The organism is Rhodococcus sp. HM1 (genome assembly GCF_023218075.1).
Classification (GTDB): domain Bacteria; phylum Actinomycetota; class Actinomycetes; order Mycobacteriales; family Mycobacteriaceae; genus Rhodococcus.
Genome location: NZ_JALPTB010000046.1, coordinates 1 through 18124, shown reverse-complemented (window position 1 = coordinate 18124; position 18124 = coordinate 1). Strand labels below are relative to the sequence as shown.

Annotated in this window: 16 protein-coding genes and 1 pseudogene; 12 read left to right on the top strand and 5 right to left on the bottom strand. The window is 70.8% G+C overall.

All coding sequences use genetic code 11. The features are described from left to right. The first annotated feature begins 278 nt into the window (after positions 1 to 278). The 6 genes from mihF to M1M07_RS21615 all read left to right on the top strand — a co-directional run bounded on the left by mihF (position 279) and on the right by M1M07_RS21615 (position 6274). Positions 279 to 602 carry an integration host factor, actinobacterial type gene (mihF, locus tag M1M07_RS21640; RefSeq protein ID WP_068158315.1) on the top strand — a complete coding sequence of 108 codons (324 nt, stop codon included), beginning with the start codon at positions 279 to 281 and terminating at the stop codon, positions 600 to 602. Positions 603 to 606: 4 nt separating this feature from the next. Further along, entirely contained in the window at positions 607 to 1233 is a 627-nt protein-coding gene (gene gmk, locus M1M07_RS21635) for a guanylate kinase (protein WP_197252829.1), read from the top strand. A gap of 64 nt (positions 1234 to 1297) precedes the next feature. Further along, positions 1298 to 1600 (top strand): DNA-directed RNA polymerase subunit omega, encoded by a 303-nt coding sequence (gene rpoZ, locus M1M07_RS21630; protein WP_197252830.1) that lies wholly within the window; start codon positions 1298 to 1300, stop codon positions 1598 to 1600. Further along, positions 1597 to 2895, top strand: a complete 1299-nt coding sequence (coaBC, locus tag M1M07_RS21625) for a bifunctional phosphopantothenoylcysteine decarboxylase/phosphopantothenate--cysteine ligase CoaBC (RefSeq protein ID WP_248675505.1) — start codon at positions 1597 to 1599, stop codon at positions 2893 to 2895. The genes rpoZ and coaBC overlap by 4 nt, the downstream gene beginning before the upstream one ends. A 130-nt stretch (positions 2896 to 3025) precedes the next feature. Then, complete coding sequence (metK, locus tag M1M07_RS21620; RefSeq protein WP_197252831.1) at positions 3026 to 4240, top strand: methionine adenosyltransferase; 1215 nt, start codon at positions 3026 to 3028, stop codon at positions 4238 to 4240. An 18-nt stretch (positions 4241 to 4258) separates the two neighbouring features. Continuing rightward, positions 4259 to 6274: a primosomal protein N' gene (locus M1M07_RS21615; protein ID WP_197252832.1), complete on the top strand. Its 2016-nt coding sequence runs from the start codon at positions 4259 to 4261 to the stop codon at positions 6272 to 6274. A 29-nt stretch (positions 6275 to 6303) separates the two neighbouring features. On the opposite strand, the gene M1M07_RS21610 is transcribed toward M1M07_RS21615, so the two are convergent. Next, positions 6304 to 7242 carry an alpha/beta fold hydrolase gene (locus M1M07_RS21610; RefSeq protein WP_248675504.1) on the bottom strand — a complete coding sequence of 313 codons (939 nt, stop codon included), beginning with the start codon at positions 7240 to 7242 and terminating at the stop codon, positions 6304 to 6306. A 113-nt stretch (positions 7243 to 7355) separates the two neighbouring features. Here M1M07_RS21610 and M1M07_RS21605 point away from each other — a divergent pair, with 113 nt between their 5' ends. Both M1M07_RS21605 and M1M07_RS21600 read left to right on the top strand, forming a co-directional pair. Next, a complete protein-coding gene (locus M1M07_RS21605; protein ID WP_248675503.1) occupies positions 7356 to 8054 on the top strand; it encodes a helix-turn-helix domain-containing protein in 699 nt (232 codons plus the stop codon). Between the two features lie 131 nt (positions 8055 to 8185). After that, positions 8186 to 8683, top strand: a complete 498-nt coding sequence (locus tag M1M07_RS21600; RefSeq protein WP_248675502.1) for a hypothetical protein — start codon at positions 8186 to 8188, stop codon at positions 8681 to 8683. 49 nt (positions 8684 to 8732) lie between these two features. On the opposite strand, the gene M1M07_RS21595 is transcribed toward M1M07_RS21600, so the two are convergent. From M1M07_RS21595 to M1M07_RS21580, 4 genes are all read right to left on the bottom strand, one after another. After that, the gene (locus M1M07_RS21595; RefSeq protein WP_248675501.1) at positions 8733 to 9728 is read right to left on the bottom strand and encodes a hemolysin family protein; all 996 of its coding nucleotides are present in this window, start codon (positions 9726 to 9728) and stop codon (positions 8733 to 8735) included. Further along, positions 9721 to 11091, bottom strand: a complete 1371-nt coding sequence (locus M1M07_RS21590; RefSeq protein WP_248675500.1) for a hemolysin family protein — start codon at positions 11089 to 11091, stop codon at positions 9721 to 9723. Before M1M07_RS21590 ends, M1M07_RS21595 begins: the two co-directional genes overlap by 8 nt. A 216-nt stretch (positions 11092 to 11307) precedes the next feature. Further along, complete coding sequence (locus M1M07_RS21585) at positions 11308 to 11799, bottom strand: type I 3-dehydroquinate dehydratase (protein WP_248675499.1); 492 nt, start codon at positions 11797 to 11799, stop codon at positions 11308 to 11310. Continuing rightward, entirely contained in the window at positions 11796 to 14282 is a 2487-nt protein-coding gene (locus M1M07_RS21580; RefSeq protein WP_197253060.1) for a molybdopterin oxidoreductase family protein, read from the bottom strand. The genes M1M07_RS21585 and M1M07_RS21580 overlap by 4 nt, the downstream gene beginning before the upstream one ends. Positions 14283 to 14462: 180 nt before the next feature. Between M1M07_RS21580 and M1M07_RS21575 the strand changes: the two genes are divergently transcribed. From M1M07_RS21575 to M1M07_RS21560, 4 genes and pseudogenes are all read left to right on the top strand, one after another. Continuing rightward, entirely contained in the window at positions 14463 to 15440 is a 978-nt protein-coding gene (locus tag M1M07_RS21575; RefSeq protein ID WP_197253111.1) for a triacylglycerol lipase, read from the top strand. A 172-nt stretch (positions 15441 to 15612) separates the two neighbouring features. Beyond that, a complete protein-coding gene (gene fmt, locus M1M07_RS21570; RefSeq protein WP_197253112.1) occupies positions 15613 to 16536 on the top strand; it encodes a methionyl-tRNA formyltransferase in 924 nt (307 codons plus the stop codon). Continuing rightward, positions 16533 to 17969 carry a transcription antitermination factor NusB gene (locus M1M07_RS21565; RefSeq protein WP_197253113.1) on the top strand — a complete coding sequence of 479 codons (1437 nt, stop codon included), beginning with the start codon at positions 16533 to 16535 and terminating at the stop codon, positions 17967 to 17969. Before fmt ends, M1M07_RS21565 begins: the two co-directional genes overlap by 4 nt. A gap of 50 nt (positions 17970 to 18019) precedes the next feature. Beyond that, positions 18020 to 18124: pseudogene (locus tag M1M07_RS21560) on the top strand (1-phosphofructokinase family hexose kinase); the annotation flags it as partial.

The window sequence follows — 18124 nt, the reverse complement described above, 5'->3', positions numbered from 1 at the left end:
TGCGGCCCTTCGCCGACGAGTCGGGACGCGCTTCGTCGCCGAATCGGACATTGGCCTCCTCACCTGCGGTTTTTCGGCGTCACCGCAGGTGGGAAGCGGTGCGTCGACCGGCGGGAGCGGCGGTTTCGCGCTGCGGGATCCGTCTCCACTACCGCACGGATTTTCGAGTGGAACGCCGGGGGGTGGGTTCGCAATCGTCGGCGCGCGTGAGTACGGTCGCTATCGCCGCTGGTTATCAGCGGTCGAAGACTGTTTGCCAACGATGAGACGGAGGAACCGTGGCCCTTCCCCAGCTGACCGACGAGCAGCGCGCCGCTGCTCTGGAGAAGGCGGCTGCTGCCCGTCGTGCCCGGGCAGAGCTCAAGGAGCGCCTGAAGCGCGGCGGCACCGACCTCAAGCAGGTGCTCAAGGACGCCGAGAACGACGAGATCCTCGGCAAGATGAAGGTTTCCGCCCTGCTCGAGGCCCTGCCGAAGGTCGGCAAGGTCAAGGCTCAGGAGATCATGACCGAGCTGGAGATCGCCCCGACGCGCCGTCTGCGCGGCCTGGGCGACCGTCAGCGCAAGGCGCTTCTCGCCAGGTTCGATTTCGACGCTGAGTAAGACCGTGGTTGCTGACGCACAAACCGTGTCGGACAGCGCGCCCGTGACGCGGAGGGGCCGGCTGGTTGTTCTGGCCGGCCCCTCCGCGGTCGGTAAGTCGACCGTCGTCCGCCTCCTGCGCTCCCGCGTCCCGGACCTGTACTTCAGCGTCTCGGCGACGACCCGGGATCCGCGACCGGGGGAGGTCGACGGCGAGGACTACCACTTCGTGGGACGCGACGAGTTCGACCGGATGATCGACGCCGGGGAACTGCTCGAATGGGCGGAGATCCACGGCGGATTGCAACGCTCGGGTACCCCGGCCGCACCCGTCCGCGAGGCGCTCGCCGCTGGACGTCCGGTGCTGGTCGAGGTGGACCTGGCCGGGGCCCGTGCCGTCCGGGCAGCGATGCCCGAGGCGGTCCTGACCTTCCTGGCCCCACCGAGCTGGGAGGTTCTGGTCGAGCGGCTCACCGGCCGCGGAACCGAGTCCGACGAGGTGGTCGCCCGCAGGCTCGAGACGGCCCGCACCGAATTGGCCGCGCAGGACGAGTTCGACACCGTCGTCGTCAACGACGACGTCGACCGTGCTTGCGACGAATTGGTATCCTTGTTGGTTGGACCCGACGCCGGGCCCGGGCCGCGCTCCTAGAAGCCGTGCCCCCGGCGGTCGGCCACCGCTATTTCTTTCCCGCGAATACTCAGGAGATCACCGAGTGAGCAGCATCCAGGCAGCCGCGACCGACATTGCGGGTAACGAGCTTCCGGTCTACGACCCCCCGCTGGGTATCACCAACCCGCCCATCGACGAGCTGCTCGAGCGCGCCTCCTCGAAGTACGCGCTGGTGATCTACGCGGCCAAGCGGGCCCGCCAGATCAACGACTACTACAACCAGCTCGGCGACGGCATCCTCGAGTACGTCGGACCGCTGGTCGAGCCGGGTCTCCAGGAGAAGCCGCTGTCGATCGCCATGCGCGAGATCCACGCGGACCTGCTCGAGCACACCGAAGGCGAGTGAGTCCGCTCACCGTGGAGAGCCTCGACACCTCAGAGTTCGGGCAGCGCCGCCGCCGCGTCGTCATCGGCGTCGGCGGCGGCATCGCCGCCTACAAGGCATGCGCGCTGATCCGCGCCTTCACCGAGAGCGGCCACCAGGTCCGGGTCATCCCGACCGAATCCGCCCTCGAGTTCGTCGGCCGTGCCACCTTCGAGGCGCTGTCCGGCAATCCCGTCCAGACCGGGGTCTTCGCCGACGTCCCGCAGGTCCCGCACGTGCGGCTCGGCCAGGAAGCCGACCTCGTCGTCGTCGCCCCGGCCACCGCCGACCTCATGGCCCGCGCGGCGCACGGCCGCGCCGACGACCTGCTCACCGCCACGCTGCTCACCGCACGGTGCCCGGTGATCTTCGCCCCGGCGATGCACACCGAGATGTGGGAGCACCCCGCCACCGTCGAGAACGTCGAGACGTTGCGTCGCCGCGGTGTCGTCGTCGTCGAACCCGCCTCCGGCCGGCTCACCGGCCAGGACACCGGCGCGGGCAGGCTCCCGGAGCCCGAGGAGATCTTCACCCTCGCGACGCTGCTGCTCGAACGCGCCGACGCGATTCCGCGCGACCTGGTCGGCCGCAAGCTGGTCATCTCCGCCGGCGGCACACGCGAACCCCTCGACCCGGTCCGTTTCCTGGGCAACCGCAGCTCCGGCAAGCAGGGTTACGCCCTGGCGCGGCTCGCCGCGCAGCGCGGCGCCGACGTCACCCTGGTGGCCGGTGCGGTCGCCGGGCTCGCCGATCCGGCCGCGGTCGACGTGGTGCACGTGCAGACCGCCGCGCAGATGCAGGAGGCGGTCGTCAAGTACGCCGCCGGCGCCGACGCGGTTGTCATGTCCGCGGCCGTCGCCGATTTCCGGCCCAGCACGCTCGCGACCACGAAGATCAAGAAGGGCGCGGGCGAACCCGATTCGATCGCGCTGACCAAGAACGACGACATCCTCGCCGGGCTGGTCGAATCCCGCACCGAGGGCGGCCTCGCCCCGAGCACCGTCATCGTCGGGTTCGCCGCCGAGACGGGCGACGAAAACGGCGACGTGCTCAGCTACGCCCGTGCGAAACTGGCACGCAAGGGATGCGATCTGCTCGTCGTCAACGCGGTCGGCGACGGCAAGGCGTTCGAGGTCGACAACAACGACGGGTGGCTGCTCGCGGCCGACGGATCCGAGACGGCGCTCGCGCACGGGTCCAAGTCGCTGATGGCCAGCCGGGTCCTCGATGCGCTGCGGCCGCTGCTGGCCCCGGCGGACCGGCCCAAGAGCGGATGAATTTAACTGTCGCGTCCGCGTGCGCGGAACAGTAGCGTCGAGGTTGCGGCGGGGCACCGGCCCGGCCGCCGCGTTCAGTGATTAGATGCTGTCCATTCGAGCTAGACACTTTCAGTCGAGAGGGAGTTCTGTGAGCAAGACCGGCGGTCGGCTTTTCACCAGTGAGTCCGTGACGGAGGGGCACCCGGACAAGATCTGTGACGCGATCAGCGACTCCGTCCTCGATGCCCTGCTCGCGGAGGACCCGCGTGCCCGTGTCGCGGTGGAGACGCTCGTCACCACCGGGCAGGTGCACGTCGTCGGCGAGGTCACCACCTCCGCCTACGCCGACATCCCGAAGATCGTGCGCGACCGCGTCCTCGAGATCGGCTACGACTCGTCGTCGAAGGGCTTCGACGGCAACTCGTGCGGCGTGAACATCGCGATCGGTGCGCAGTCCCCGGAGATCGCCGGCGGCGTCGACGTCTCCCACGAGCACCGCTCCGGAACGCTCACCGACGACGAGGTCGCCAAGCAGGGCGCCGGCGACCAGGGCCTGATGTTCGGCTACGCGTGCTCGGACACCCCGGAACTGATGCCGCTGCCGATCTCGCTGGCCCACCGGCTGGCGCGGCGTCTCACCGAGGTCCGCAAGACCGGTGTGCTGCCCTACCTGCGCCCGGACGGCAAGACCCAGGTCACCATCGAGTACGACGGTGACACCCCGGTGCGCCTCGACACGATCGTCATCTCCACGCAGCACGCCGCGGACATCGACCTGAACAACCTGCTGACCCCGGACCTGCGCACGCACGTCGTCGACGCGGTGCTGGCAGATCCGAACCTCGCCGGCCTCGACACCTCGGACATCCGGCTGCTCGTCAACCCGTCCGGGTCGTTCGTGCTCGGCGGGCCGATGGGCGACGCGGGCCTGACCGGCCGCAAGATCATCGTCGACACCTACGGTGGCATGGCCCGCCACGGCGGCGGCGCGTTCTCCGGCAAGGACCCGTCGAAGGTCGACCGTTCCGCCGCGTACGCGATGCGCTGGGTCGCGAAGACCGCGGTCGCCGCGGGCCTGGCGGACCGCCTCGAGGTGCAGGTCGCCTACGCCATCGGCAAGGCCGCACCGGTCGGCCTGTTCGTCGAGACTTTCGGCACCGAGAAGACCGACCCGGCCCGCATCCAGGCGGCCATCAACGAGGTCTTCGACCTGCGGCCGGGCGCGATCATCCGCGACCTGGACCTGCTGCGCCCGATCTACGCGCAGACCGCCGCGTACGGGCACTTCGGCCGCACCGACATCGACCTGCCGTGGGAGAACACGGACCGGGCCGAGAAGCTGCGCGCCGCCGCCGGTCTCTGACCGACAGGTCACCGACGGGTGGGTGCCGACAGGCTCGCCGCCGAGACGGATCCGATCGCACGGGTGCTCCCGCTGCTGCCGCTTCCGCACCTCGACCGCGAGTTCGACTACCTGATTCCCCGTGAACTCGACGCGGACGCCCGACCGGGCGTCCGCGTTCGTGTCCGGTTCTCCGGCCGGCTCGTCGACGGCTTCCTGCTCTCCCGCACCGCCGTCAGCGACCATCCGGGACGCCTCGGCTGGCTGGACCGGGTCGTGTCATCCGAACAGGTGCTGACCGGTGAGATCGCCGCCCTCGCGGAGGAGGTCGCCACCCGCTACGCCGGCACCCGCGCCGACGTGCTGCGCCTGGCGGTGCCGCCGCGGCACGCCCGCGTCGAAGCCGAAGCACCCGTCGAAACGTCCCCGCCGGCTGCGCCGGACGTCGACCGGCAGGCATGGGCGCGCTACCGGTTCGGGGAGCACTTCCTGGACGCGCTGGCTGCCGGCCGCTCGCCGCGCGCGGCCTGGCAGGCGCTCCCGGGGGAGGACTGGCCGTGTCGGCTCGCCGAACTCGCGGCGCTCACCGCGGCCGGGGGCCGTGCCGCGGTGATCGTCGTCCCCGATCAGCGCGACCTGGACCGGGTCCTCACCGCTTGCGAAGCGGTCGCCGGCGCCGAGCACGTCGTCGGGCTCAGCGCGGGACTCGGACCCGCCGTCCGCTACCGGCGCTGGCTGTCCACGCTGCGCGGCACCGCACGAATCGTCGTCGGAACCCGGGCCTCCGTGTTCGCGCCCACCCCGGATCTCGGGCTGCTCGTCGTCTGGGACGACGGGGACGACCTGCACGCCGAGCCCCGGTCGCCGTATCCGCACTCCCGGGAGGTCGCGGTCCTGCGTGCGCATGCCGCAGGTGCCGCGGTCGTGCTCGGCGGGCACGCTCGCACCGCCGAAACCCAGGCGCTCGTCGACTCCGGGTGGGCACACGACCTGACCGCCCCCCGCGAGATCGTCCGAGAGTGGGCGCCGAAGGTGACGGCCCTGGCCGACAGCGACCACGCGCTCGCCCGCGACCCGGCGGCGCGGGCCGCCCGGATCCCCGCCATCGCGTTCGCCGCGGCCCGCGCGGCGCTCGGCGCGGGCCGCGGTGTGCTCGTGCAGGTCCCGCGCCGCGGCTACGTCCCCGCGCTGGCCTGCGGCAAGTGCCGGGCCCCGGCGCGGTGCCGCCACTGCAACGGCCCGCTGGCGCTGCCCACGGCAGGCGGCCCGGACGGCGCCGCGATCCCGGCGTGCCGCTGGTGCGGCGTCGCCGACGCCACCCACCGCTGTCACGTGTGCGGCGCGCGGTCGCTGCGCGCGGTCGTCGTCGGTGCCGGACGGACCGCCGAGGAACTGGGCCGGGCCTTTCCCGGCGTGCCGGTGGTGACCTCCGGTGGCACCGACGTCAAGGTCTCTGCGCCCGAGGGGCCGGTGCTGGTGGTCTCGACGGTCGGCGCCGAGCCGATCGCACCCGGCGGATACGGGGCGGCGCTGCTGCTCGACGGCTGGGCGCTGCTCGGCCGCGCCGACCTGCGTGCCGCCGAGGAAACAATGCGACGCTGGCTGACCGCGTCGTCGCTGGTCCGTCCGTTCCGCGACGGCGGTCAGGTCGTGGTCGTCGCCGACTCGGGGATCCCGACCGTGCAGGCGTTGGTGCGCTGGGATCCGGTCGGGCACGCGCGGTCGCAGCTCGACGAACGCGCCGAGGTCGGATTCCCGCCGACCGTGCACATGGCCGCGATCGACGGCAGCGCCGCCGCGGTCACGGGGCTGCTCGAGGCGACGGTCCTGCCGGAGGGCGCCGAAGTGCTCGGCCCGGTGCCTCTGCCACCCGGCCAGCGGCTGCCGTTCGGGGCCGACGATCCGGAACCCGACGAGGTGCACCGCATGCTCGTCCGCGTGGGCCGCGGCCGCGGTCGGGAGCTCGGTCGGGCACTGCGGGACGCGCAGGCCGCGCGTACCGCCCGCCGCGCCGACGGGCCGCTGCGCGTCCAGATGGATCCGCTGCGGATTTGAGCGGTGTGCCGTTGTGGCGGTCGGGGCCGTCAGAAAGGCACACCACCCAGGGTGAACTCGTCGATCAGCTCCGCCACCCGTGCGGGGTGGCCGAGCTGTGGGACGTGTCCCGCGGGCAGCACCTCGAGGCGGGCGTTCGGAATCAGATCGGCGGCCGCCCGCGCGTCGGCCACCGGCACGACGGGATCGTGGTCACCCCAGATCATCAGGGTGGGAACGGACAGACGACGCAGCTCGTCGGGACGTATCCGGGTCCCGGATCGGACACCGAACGGCGACAGGAACGCCCGGAACTCGGCGATGTTGGCGGCGGTGGCGACCGGGTCGTGCGCTGCGTCCACGAGTGAGTCGAGTAGGTCCGGGTACCGCAGGATGGTGTCGCCCTCGCCCACCGAGGACATCAGGTGGAGCAGCATCCGACGGCCCGGTGTGACCGTGCGAGTGAGCAAGGAGCCCACTATCGGTGTCGCCATCAGCCGGATACCCGGCGGAATCCGGGCGCCGGGGAACAACGGGACGGATCCGAGCAGGACCACACCGCGCACGCGCTCGGGGCGGTCCAGGGCGTACCAGACCGACCAGCATCCGCCTCCCGAGGCTCCGGCCAGCACCGCCGACCCGAGACGGAGTTCGTCGAGGACGCCGTCGACGAACCGGACCGCGCACTGTCGAAAGTTGCTGAGCGGGAACGTATCCGGATCGCTGAGTCCGAATCCCGGCCGGTCGACGAGGTAGGAGTGCGTTGCCGTCGTGTGGTCGAGCAGCATCAGGTGGGACAGCGACGAGGTGTTGTTGCCGTGCAGGTGAACGACCGGCGGCCCGCAACCGGACTCGATCACGTGAACCCGACCGGTGCGCGTCCGGACGAAGCGACCCTCGGCGCCGGCCGCCCGGACCATCCGGTTGTACCTGGCTCGTAGCGTATCCGGGTGCCGCGGCACCTGCGGTTTGCTCAGCTGGGTGGCCATCGTGACTCCTGGGGCGAACTTCGTGCTGCTGTCAGAATCCGCGCCCTCGACGGGGGAGAGCCAGTTCGAAGTTCGAACCGTCCGACGGCGTCCGACGGTGGGACACTCGTGTCGTGGGCTCGAGCGAGTTCGTCGGATATTGCTCGTTCACCAAGGCCATCGAGCACCTCGGCGACCGCTGGAGTCTGCTCATCGTGCGGCAGCTGGGGACGTTCGGGCCGCAGGGATTCAACGCACTGGCCACCGGGCTGCCCGGTCGCATCTCGCGCTCGGTGCTCGCCGACCGGTTGCGCCGCCTGGAGACGCTTGGGCTGGTGTCGCGTTGTGCCGGCCCGGATCCGCACCCCGCGTACCGCCTCACGGAGGTCGGGGAAGGCTTGACGGCGACACTCGGCTCGCTGCGGGCGTGGGCGGAGACCTGGCTCCCGGACGATCCCGACATGCTGGACCGCGACCCGGACATCGTGCTCGGCTGGCTGGCGCAGCGGGCGGATCCAGATCGTGCGCCGGAGCGGCCCGTCGTCCTGGAACTGCGGTTGCACCACCGGCACGACCGCCGATACTGGCTCGTGCTGCAGCGAGGTGCCGCACCGTACGGGTGCCTCACGGACCCGCTCCTCGACGTGAGTCGCTATGTGTACCTGGAGTCCTCGATGCCGGCGCTGCTCGCGCTCGCCCGGGGCAGGCGCGACTGGGCGGACGCGTTCGGGGACCGCTCGGTCACGGCGGCAGGAGATCCCGAGCTGATCGGCCGGGTGAGCGCGTGGTTCCGGCCCGCGTCGGACCAGCCGTGCGCGCACCGAAACGCTTGATGCGCGGCGGGGGCCACACCCTCTACGGTTCCCGGGCTGTTCGGGGCGACGGGGTGTCGTAGCCGGGAGATACCGTCGGCCCGAGCGAACGGCATATGCCTGGGGCATCGACCGACCTGCAGGGGAACTCGATGGACAGTCGTGACGAACGCGTGCGGAACCGGAAGGCGGCGAGGCGCGCCGACCGTGCACTGTGCCCGGTCCCGGTGGCCGAGGCACTCGGGCTGCGGGTTGCAAAGGTTGCCGCTGCCATGCGGTGGCACGGGATCGAGGGACCGCTGGACGTGGCGACCGCGCGGCGATGGTTGCGAGGCCTCGAACCCATTCCGGACTGGTGCGCCGAACTCCTGGCCGAGGCAGCCGCCCGGTCGGCGCAGCGTGCCGCGCGAAAACGGAACGAGCAGATCGAGTTCGAACACACGCTGCTGCTCCGGACCGCGCGGGTATACCGGTTGCTCGAGAACGGTAAGCGTCGACGCTTCCGCGATGCCGACATGGACATCGTCACGGATGTCGCGCTCGCGGCGTGGAGGGAGCTGATGAGGGGCGTCGATCCGTCCGCACTGTCGAACGGCGAGCTCCGGGCCCTGCGACTGTGCGCCATCGACCCGGAGCATCCGGAAGGGTAACGGTGTGCCTTTGTGGCGGTTGGGGCCGCCACAAAGGCACACGGGCGCGTCAGCGCACGAGGAGACGCTGGAGCACGTCCGAGATCGTGATCAGTCCGACGACCTGCCCATCGTCGGTGACGGTGGCGAGATGGTTGCGGGTTTCCCGCATGGTCCGCAACGCCTCGTACACCCGGACCGCGGCCTCGACGGTCAGCGCGGGCCGCATCAGCTCACCCGCGCTCACCTCGGGTGCGTGGAGGCTGTCGCGCACGTGCACGACCCCGTCGACGTGACCGTTGCCGCGCACCAGCAACCGCAGGTGCCCGGTTCGGCGGGCGGTCTCCCGGATCTCGGCGCCCGACGCATCCGGCGGCACGCTGCTCGGCCGGTCGTTCGGGGCGACGATGTCGCCGACCGTCAGCACTTCCAGCTCCAGGGCGCTCGTCAGATGGCCGTGGTAGCGCTCGTCGAGAGTGCCCACCGTGGCCGAATGCTCGACGAGGTGCCGCAACGCATCCGGATCCTGACCGGTGGCCACCTGATCGACCGGTTCCACCCCGGCCCTGCGCAGGCACCGGTTCGCCATCCGGTTCAGCTGCACGATGACCGGTCGGGTGAACCACATGAACACCCGCATCGGGATCGCCAGCATCGTCGCCGACTTCTCCGGATGCGCGATCGCCCACGACTTCGGTGCCATCTCACCGACCACCAGGTGCAGGAACGTCACGGTGATCAGCGCGAGCACGAACCCGGCGACATCGGCCAGCCACGTGGGGGCACCCCAACCCGCTATGAGCGGGGTCAGCCAGTGATGCACGGCCGGTTTGGTCACCGCACCCAGTGCCAGGGTGCACACCGTGATGCCGAGCTGGGAGCCGGCGAGCAGCACCGACAGTTCCGTCGCGCTGCGCAACGCGGCCCGCGCGGCACGGCTGTGCGGGGCGGCGTCCTCGAGGCGGTGCCGTCGCGCGGCGATCAGCGCGAACTCGACGGCGACGAAGAACGCACTGGCCGCGATCAACGCGACCGTCGCGGCCGCCACGATCCAGGGGTTACTCATCGATGTTCACCTCGGGCTCGGTGCGGACGGTGACGTGCAGCGAGGACGGCACGTGCTTGTCGATGGCCCGCACCTCGGCGACCAGGGTGCGGCGGGGGAGGCGATCGTCACTCACCAGGTCGGCGGGATCCGCGTCCAGGGCGATCTCGACGCGATCGCCGACGGCGGGCAGGCCACCGAATTCGGCGATGACCAGCCCGGCGACGGTCTCGTAGTCGCCGTCGGGCAGCGTCCGGCCGAGCGTTCGGCCGACCTCGTCGAGATGCGCGGTGCCGCGTACCGTCCAGCCGTCGCCGGCACGCACGATCACCGCGGTGTCGGCCTCGGGATCGTGCTCGTCGGCGATCTCGCCGACCAGTTCCTCAGCGATGTCCTCGACGGTGACGACCCCCGCGAAACCGCCGTACTCGTCGATGACCAGCGCCATCTCCTCGTGGGCCTCGCCGAGGCGCGCGAGGACGTCCGGCAGCGGCAGTGTGGTCGGCACGATCACCGCGGGCCGGTGCACGGAGCCGGCGGGGCCGTCGGTCCGGTCGAGTTCGAGCAGGTCGTGCAGGTGCACCACACCGTGCAGGTCGTCGGTGGAGGCACCCACGACCGGGTAACGGGTGTGGCCGGTGCTCATCGTCGCGAGCACCCGGTCGACGGGTTCGTCGACGTGGACGACATCCACCCGGGCGCGCGGAATCATGGCGTGCTCGGCGGTGCGGGTGGGGAAGTCGAGGATGCGGTCGAGCAGTGTCGACAGCTCCGGCGGCAGCTCTCCGGTGTCGCGGGATTCGGCGACGATGTGCTCGAGATCGCGGACGGTTGCCGAATGTTCCACGTCGTGAACGGGTTCGATCCGCAACAGCCGCAGCAGCAGATTCGACGCCGCGTCGAACAGCGTGATGAGCCAGCCGAACAACTTCAGGTAGACGGTCGTCGACAGCGCGAGCTTCCGCGCGACCGGTTCGGGACGGGCGATGGCCAGGTTCTTCGGGAACAGTTCGCCGAACACCATCTGCACGACGGTGGAGAACAGCACCGCGAGCACGGTGCCGACGGCCACCCCGACGGCGGTGGGAACACCGACGCCGCCGAACAACTCGCCGAGGCCGCTGCCGATGAGCGGTTCGGCGACATAGCCGACGAGCAGGCCTGTGACGGTGATACCGAGCTGTGCGCCGGACAGCATGAACGAGGTGCGGCGGGTGACGCCCAGGGCGCGGGCAGCGGTCGCGTCACCCGATTCCGCGCGTGCCTTGAGGCGGGAACGATCCACCGCCATGAACGCGAATTCCTGGGCCACGAAGTAGCCGGTGAGGGCGGTGATCGCGAGGACTACGAGGATTCCGAGAAGGATTCCGAGGGCGGTCAGCACGTCGATGCCGATCCTGGGGTGGCGGGATATCCGTCACCGTGGGGCGGTCGGGGTCTTCGAGGTTTGCGCTTGGCGCGTCGCATGGCTCTCTCTGTGATCGGTGACAAAGGGTCGTCACAGAATAGGACGAACCGCGCCCGGCGAATGGTTCCCGCGGGGACGTAACGAAGGTCACGCAACGCGACCTCGGTTGCGCTGCGGGGTGGGGCGCTCACCTCACCCGGTCACCATGATCTGCGCGGAGCTCTCCTTGAGCTTCGCGTTCGCCCAGCGCATCTGACGCAGGGTCTGTGGATGGCAGCGTTCGGCGGTGGCGAGCAGTTCGCGGTCCTGCAGCGCCTGCGCGGTCTGGGCGAGGATCTCCCAGTCCAGCGAGACCCCGGCTGCCGTGCGGTGGATCTCCCGCAGGTCCCGCAGCAACAGCAGCGAGGGATCGTGATGCCGGCCGACCAGCTCGCTACCCTTCCGGCGGAGGGCAGCGAGGATGCTGTGGTCCTCCGCCGGCTCGGCATCGAGGTCGAGGTCGTAATCCTGCCCGAGGCGGGCGAGTTCCCGGACGTGCTGCTGCGACCATCGCGCGAGATCTTGTCCCAGATGGAATATCTCGTGATCGGCCTTGTTCCGGTCGGAGATCTGCAGCAGCCGGCCGGCCAGGTCGTTCTCCGACTCGTGCAACTCCCGGATCGCAAGTCCCACCTTGTTGTTCATTGCGCACCTCCGGTGTTCGTTGCGCCTGTGGGGGATTCGACGAACGTCTCGGTCGCGGTCGCGTCGGGGCCGCCGCCGGTCTGCGGGACGGCTGCGCCCACCGGCTCCGAGGCGGTGGTCGTGGGCGCGGCGGACGGTGTGCCGTCGCCGGCTTCGACACGTTCCACGCGGGCCGCGCCGCCCTTGAACAACGGCTGCTTGGACGCCGGGTCCCAGTCGGTGAGGGTCAGCTCGTTCGCGGCCCGGCCCTCGGCGTCGCCGGGTTCGTGACCGCCCGGGGTGTCCCAGTAGCCGTAGTGGAACGGCACGAACAACACCCCCGGACGGATCCCGCAGATCCGCAGCTTCGCGTCCACCCGGCCCCGAGGGGTGGTGATGCGCAACAGATCTCCCTCCGACCAGCCGTGTCGCCGGGCGTCGGAGGCCGACATCTCCACCCACACCTCGGGGGCGGCCTGCTGCAGTTGCGGCGCGCGGCCCGTCTTCGTCCGGGTGTGGAAGTGATACAGCGTGCGGCCGGTGGTGAGGTGGTAGGGAAACTCCTCGGACACGAGCTCGTGCGCCGGCAGGTATTCGCCCGCCTTGATGATCGCCTTTCCCAGCGGGTTCATGGCCTTGTACTCGGTCGGTTCGAGCGGCGCACCGGTGACCATGTCGCGGCCGTAGCTCTCGCAATAGTCCGGTGTACTCCAGAACTTCCCGTCCTCGTAGAGGCGTTCGGTGCCGTCGGGACTGTCCTCGGTGCACGGCCACTGGATGCCGCTGCCGCCGCGCAGCCGGTCGTAGGTGATACCGGTGTAGTCACACGGCCGCCCCGCCGAGCAGCGCTTCCACGCCTCGAACGCCTCCTCGGGAGTGGACCACTTCACCAGGGGTTGCCCGTCCTTGTCCTGCAACCCGATTCGACGGGCGTAGTCGACGAAGATGTCCAGGTCGGCGCGGGCCAGGCCGGGCGGATCGACGGCCTTCTCCGACAGGTGCACGGTGCGGTCCACGTTGGTGAACGTGCCGGTCTTCTCGCCCCACGTCGCGGCCGGGAGCACCACGTCGGCGAGCTGGGCGGTCTCGGACAGGAAGATGTCCTGCACCACCAGGAACAGCCGTTCCTGGGCGAGGATCTCCCGGATGCGGCCCAGTTCCGGCAGCGACACCGCCGGGTTGGTGCCGCTGACGTAGAGGAACCGGATCGAGCCGTCCTCGACGTAGCGCAGCATCTGCATCAGGTGCGTCGGCGCGGTGTAGTGCGGGATCCGCATCGGGTCGATGTTCCACAGCCGCCCCAGTTCCTGGACGTGCTCGTCGTTGGCCCAGTTCCGGAAGCCGGGCAGGTCCCCGTCGGCGCCGCATTCGCGGGTGTTCTGCGCCGTCGGCTGGCCGTTCATCTGCAGCACCCCGCACCCGGGTTTGCCGAGCATGCCCCGGATCAGGTGGACGTTGTTCACCTGCACTGCCGCCGCGGTGGCCTGGTGCGACTGGTAGAAGCCCTGCAGCACGGTGGACACCAGACGTTCGGCGCCGCCGAGGATGCGGGCCGCCTCCAGCAGGTCGTCGAGCGGCACGTCGCACACCTCGGCAGCCCGTTCGGGCGGATAGTCCTCGAGTTGTTTCTGCAGCTCCGGGAAGCCGACGGTGTGCGCCTCGATGTAGTCGCGGTCGATCCATCCGTTGCGCACGATCTCGTGCAGCAGCCCGTTCATCAGCATCACGTTCGTGCCCGGCCTGGGCGCGAGGTGCACGGCGGCGGCCCGCGCCACGGGTGTTGCGCGCGGGTCGACGCACACCACCGCCGGGGGAGTCGGGCCCGCCAGCCGGTCGAGCACCCGGCTCCACAGCACGCTCTGCGTCTCGGCCATGTTGTGCCCGTACAGGGCGATCACGTCGGCGTGGTCGATGTCGGTGTAGGAGCCGGGCTGCCCGTCGCACGCGAAGGACTCCTTCAACGCGGCGGCCGCGGTCGCGGTGCACAGCCGGGTGTTGCCGTCCATGTGGTTGGTGCCGATACCCCCGTGCCCGATCAGCGCCAGCGTGTAGTACTCCTCGAGGAACAGTTGCCCGGTCGTGTAGAAGCCGATCGAACTGGGGCCGCGCTCGGCCAGCAACTCGCGGGTGCGCTCGGCGACGGCATCCATCGCCGTGTCCCAATCGGTCTCCACGAGCGCGCCGTCGCGGCGGATCAACGGAGTCGTCAGCCGGTCGGGCGAGTGATTGGCCTGCCACCCGAACAGATCCTTCGGCCCGAGCCGGCCGTGGTTGACCCGATCCACCGCGCGCCCGCGGACCCCGACGATCCGGCCGTCCTTGACGGCGATGTCGAGACCGTCGCCGTTCGAGTGCAGAATCGTCGCCGACTGCACCCAGTTGTCGACGTCGTCCTCGCCCAGTCCGTCGGCCAGATAGCAGTCCACCCGGATCGGCCAGGGCTCGCCCGGTCCGTAGGGGGTGCGGGTGCCCCAGGGTTCGCGGATGCGGTCGATGTCGGTCATGCCTGCGGCGGTACCCGAACGCGGGAGTTCGAAACGTGGGCCGTGACCCGCGGGAACGCGGTCGGCAGCGGTGGTCCGCACAACCTCCGCGCCGAGCCGGATCCCTTTACACTCTTCACAGGATTGCGCCGTCGCCGCGATGGCGAATCCCGACACGTCGAGCGGTCGGAAGGCGCGAACATGGGCGGCGGGCGACGAACCAGCGCAGTACTCGCGGCCGCGTGCGCCGCCCTGATCATCGCCGGTGGTTCGGCCACTGCCCAGCCGGACGGATCTACCGCGAGCGTGCCCCGCGCCCCCGCACCCCCGGCCGGGAGTTCCGCCCAGGCAGCGGCCTATGCCGACGATCACCCCGACGCGGCCCCACCGGGCAGCAACGACTTCGACTGCGTCCCGTCGGCGCAGCACCCGCGACCCGTGGTGCTCGCGCACGGCACCGACTCCAACAGCTACACCGACTTCGCGGCGCTCGCGCCGCTGCTCGCCGACTCCGGGTGGTGCGTGTACGCGCTGAACTACGGGAAGGCAGCCGACGCCGACAACTACGGCACCGGCGACATCCGGGTCAGTGCACGGCAATTCGGGGACTTCGTGGACCTCGTGCGGGCCGAGACCGGCGCCGAGAAGGTCGACGTCGTCGGGTTCTCGCAGGGCGCGACCGTCTCCCGCTACTACATCAACCGGCTGGGGGGAGATTCCGCGGTCGAGCGGTGGGTCGGGGTGGCCTCCCCGAGCTACGGCGGCACCTTCTACGGTCTCGGACCCATCGCCGAGCAGATCCCCGGCGCGTCCGACATCGTCGCCGAACAGTTCTCGATCGCGCTCGTGCAGCAGGCACAGGGATCGGAACTGCTCACCGAGTTGAACAACCCCACCGACACCGTGCCCGGCGTCGACTACACCACTATCGGCACCAGCGTCGACGAAGTGATCCAGCCGTCGAGCAATGTCGCCCTGCACGGGCCCGGCGCGGTGAATCTGGTGGTCCAGGATCTGTGCCCGCAGAACCTGACCGGACATTTCAACATGCCCTACGACAACTTCACGCTCAGCCTGATCCGGCAGACCCTCGACCCGGACCACTACGGTCTCGCCCCCTGTGTGCCGGTCGCGCTGGGCACCGGCATCCCCGAGGTCATCCTGGAGAGCAACTTCTGACCGACGGGCCGCGTGTCGGCCGGGGTGTCCGTTCCGGACCGGGTCGGTCCTTAGACTGTGGTGCACCATCGTCGAATCCCGGGAGCAGCATTCGTGACAAGTTCGGTCGTCCCGTTCCTCACCTCACCGCGGCGCGGCCGCCCGATCCGGCGCATCCCGGCGGTGCGCTGACATGCGCGTCGTCTTCGCGGGCACTCCCGATCCCGCCGTCCCGTCGCTGCGCCGGCTGATCGAATCGCCCCGGCACGAGGTCGTCGCCGTCGTCACCCGCCCCGACACGGTTGCCGGGCGCGGCCGCAAGGTGGTGCGATCGGCGGTCGGGCAACTCGCCGACGAACACGGCATCGAGGTGCTCACCCCGGCCTCGCCGCGGGACCCGGAGTTCGTGGCCCGGCTGACCGAACTGGCCCCGGCCTGCTGCCCGGTCGTCGCCTACGGGGCGCTGCTGCCGCAGCCCGTGCTCGACATTCCCGAACACGGCTGGGTGAACCTGCACTTCTCGTTGCTGCCGGCGTGGCGCGGCGCGGCCCCGGTGCAGGCCGCGATCGCCGCCGGCGACGAGATCACCGGCGCCACCACCTTCCGCCTCGAGGCGGGCCTCGACACCGGCCCCGTGTACGGGGTGGTCACCGAGACGATCCGGCCCACCGACACCGCCGGGGACCTGCTCGGCCGCCTCGCCGACTCCGGAGCGGGGCTGCTGGAATCGACGCTGGACGGCCTCGAGGACGGACTGCTCACCGCCGTCCCGCAATCCGCCGACGGCGTGTCGTACGCATCGAAGGTGACCGTCGAATCCGCCCGGATCACGTGGACGCATCCCGCACATGTCGTCGACCGGCGCATCCGCGCGGTCACGCCCGCGCCGGGAGCCTGGACGATGATCGGTGAGCTGCGGGTGAAGGTCGGGCCGGTGACGGTCACCGACGAGACCCTCGAACCCGGCGAGATCGCGATCCGCAAGAACGGGGTGCTCGTCGGCACCGCCACGACCGCGGTGAAACTCGGGCAGGTGCAACCGCCCGGCAAGAAGGCGATGATCGCCGCCGACTGGGCCCGCGGTGCCCGACTCGACCCGAAGGTGCGTGCACAGTGACCGAATCCCGCAGACCGGCCCGCCGATCGCAGCGCGGTCCCGGCGACCGCAACAGCAAGCCGCGGCAGGCAAGGCGGCCGTCGCAGTCCGCGGTGGACCCGGCGCGCCTGGCGGCCCGCGACGTGCTGCGCGCGGTGCGCGAGCGCGACGCCTACGCCAACCTCGTGCTGCCGGGACTGCTGCGCGAGCGCCACCTGGACACCCGCGACGCGGCGCTGGCCACCGAACTGACCTACGGCGCGGCCCGCGCGCAGGGTCTGCTCGACGCCGTCATCGCCGCCGCCGCCGACCGTCCCGTCGACGAGATCGACGGCCCGCTGCTCGACGCGCTGCGCCTCGGTGCCTACCAGTTGCTGCGGACCCGCATCGCCCCGCACGCCGCCGTCACGACCAGCGTCGACCTCGTCCGCTCCGAATTCGGTTCCGGCAGAGCAGGTTTCGTCAACGCGGTGCTCCGGAGGGTTGGAGAGCGCACCGAGGACGAATGGGTCGCCGACCTCGCCCCGGACCAGGAACGCGATCCCGTCGGACACCTCGCGTTCCGGTACCCGCACCCGGTGTGGATCGCCCAGGCGTTCGCGAACTCGCTCGGCGCCGACGCCGGAGAACTGGCGGAGGTCCTCGCCGCCGACGACGCCCGGCCGATCGTGCACCTGGTGGCGCGGCCCGGCGTCATCACCGCCGAGGAACTCGCGCTCGCGACCGGCGGCGAGGTCGGTCCCTGGTCGCCCTACGCGGTGCACCTCGAGCACGGCGACCCCGGCCGGCTCGACGCCGTCCGCGAAGGCATGGCCGCGGTGCAGGACGAGGGCAGCCAGCTCGTGGCCCGTGCCCTCACGCTCGCGCCGCTCGAGGGGAACGACAACGGCCGCTGGCTCGACCTGTGCGCCGGACCCGGTGGCAAGGCCGCGCTGCTCGGTGCCCTCGCCGACCTCGACGGCTTCACCGTAGACGCGGTCGAACCGGTCGAACACCGCGCCGACCTGGTTCGCAAGACCACCCGGGGCCTGCCCGTCACGGTGCACGTCGCCGACGGCCGCGATCCCGGTCTCGACGCCGGCTACGACCGGATCCTCGTCGACGCCCCGTGCACCGGTCTCGGCGCGCTGCGTCGCCGTCCCGAGGCCCGCTGGCGGCGGCAGCCCGGCGATGTCGCCGAACTCGTGCGGCTGCAGAAGGAACTGCTGGCCTCGGCGATCGGGCTGCTGCGACCCGGCGGCGTCGTGTTGTACGCGACGTGTTCGCCGCACGTGTCCGAGACCGTCGCGATCGTCGCCGACGCGGTGCGCCGGCACGACGTCGAACAACTCGACACCCGCGAACTCGTCCCGGGGGTGCCGCGGCTCGGATCCGGCCCCGGCGTCCAGCTGTGGCCGCACCGGCACGGCACGGACGCCATGTTCATGGCCGCGCTCCGCAAACCACTGGGCTGACACCAACGGGCTGACACCCGAGCCCACCACCTCGGACGGAAGGACAGTTCGTGCCCGACATCGTCACCCTGACCCTCAATCCGGCGCTCGACGTCACCACGTTCGCCGACGAGGTCGTACCGACCCGGAAACTCCGGTGCGACGAACCGTTCTAC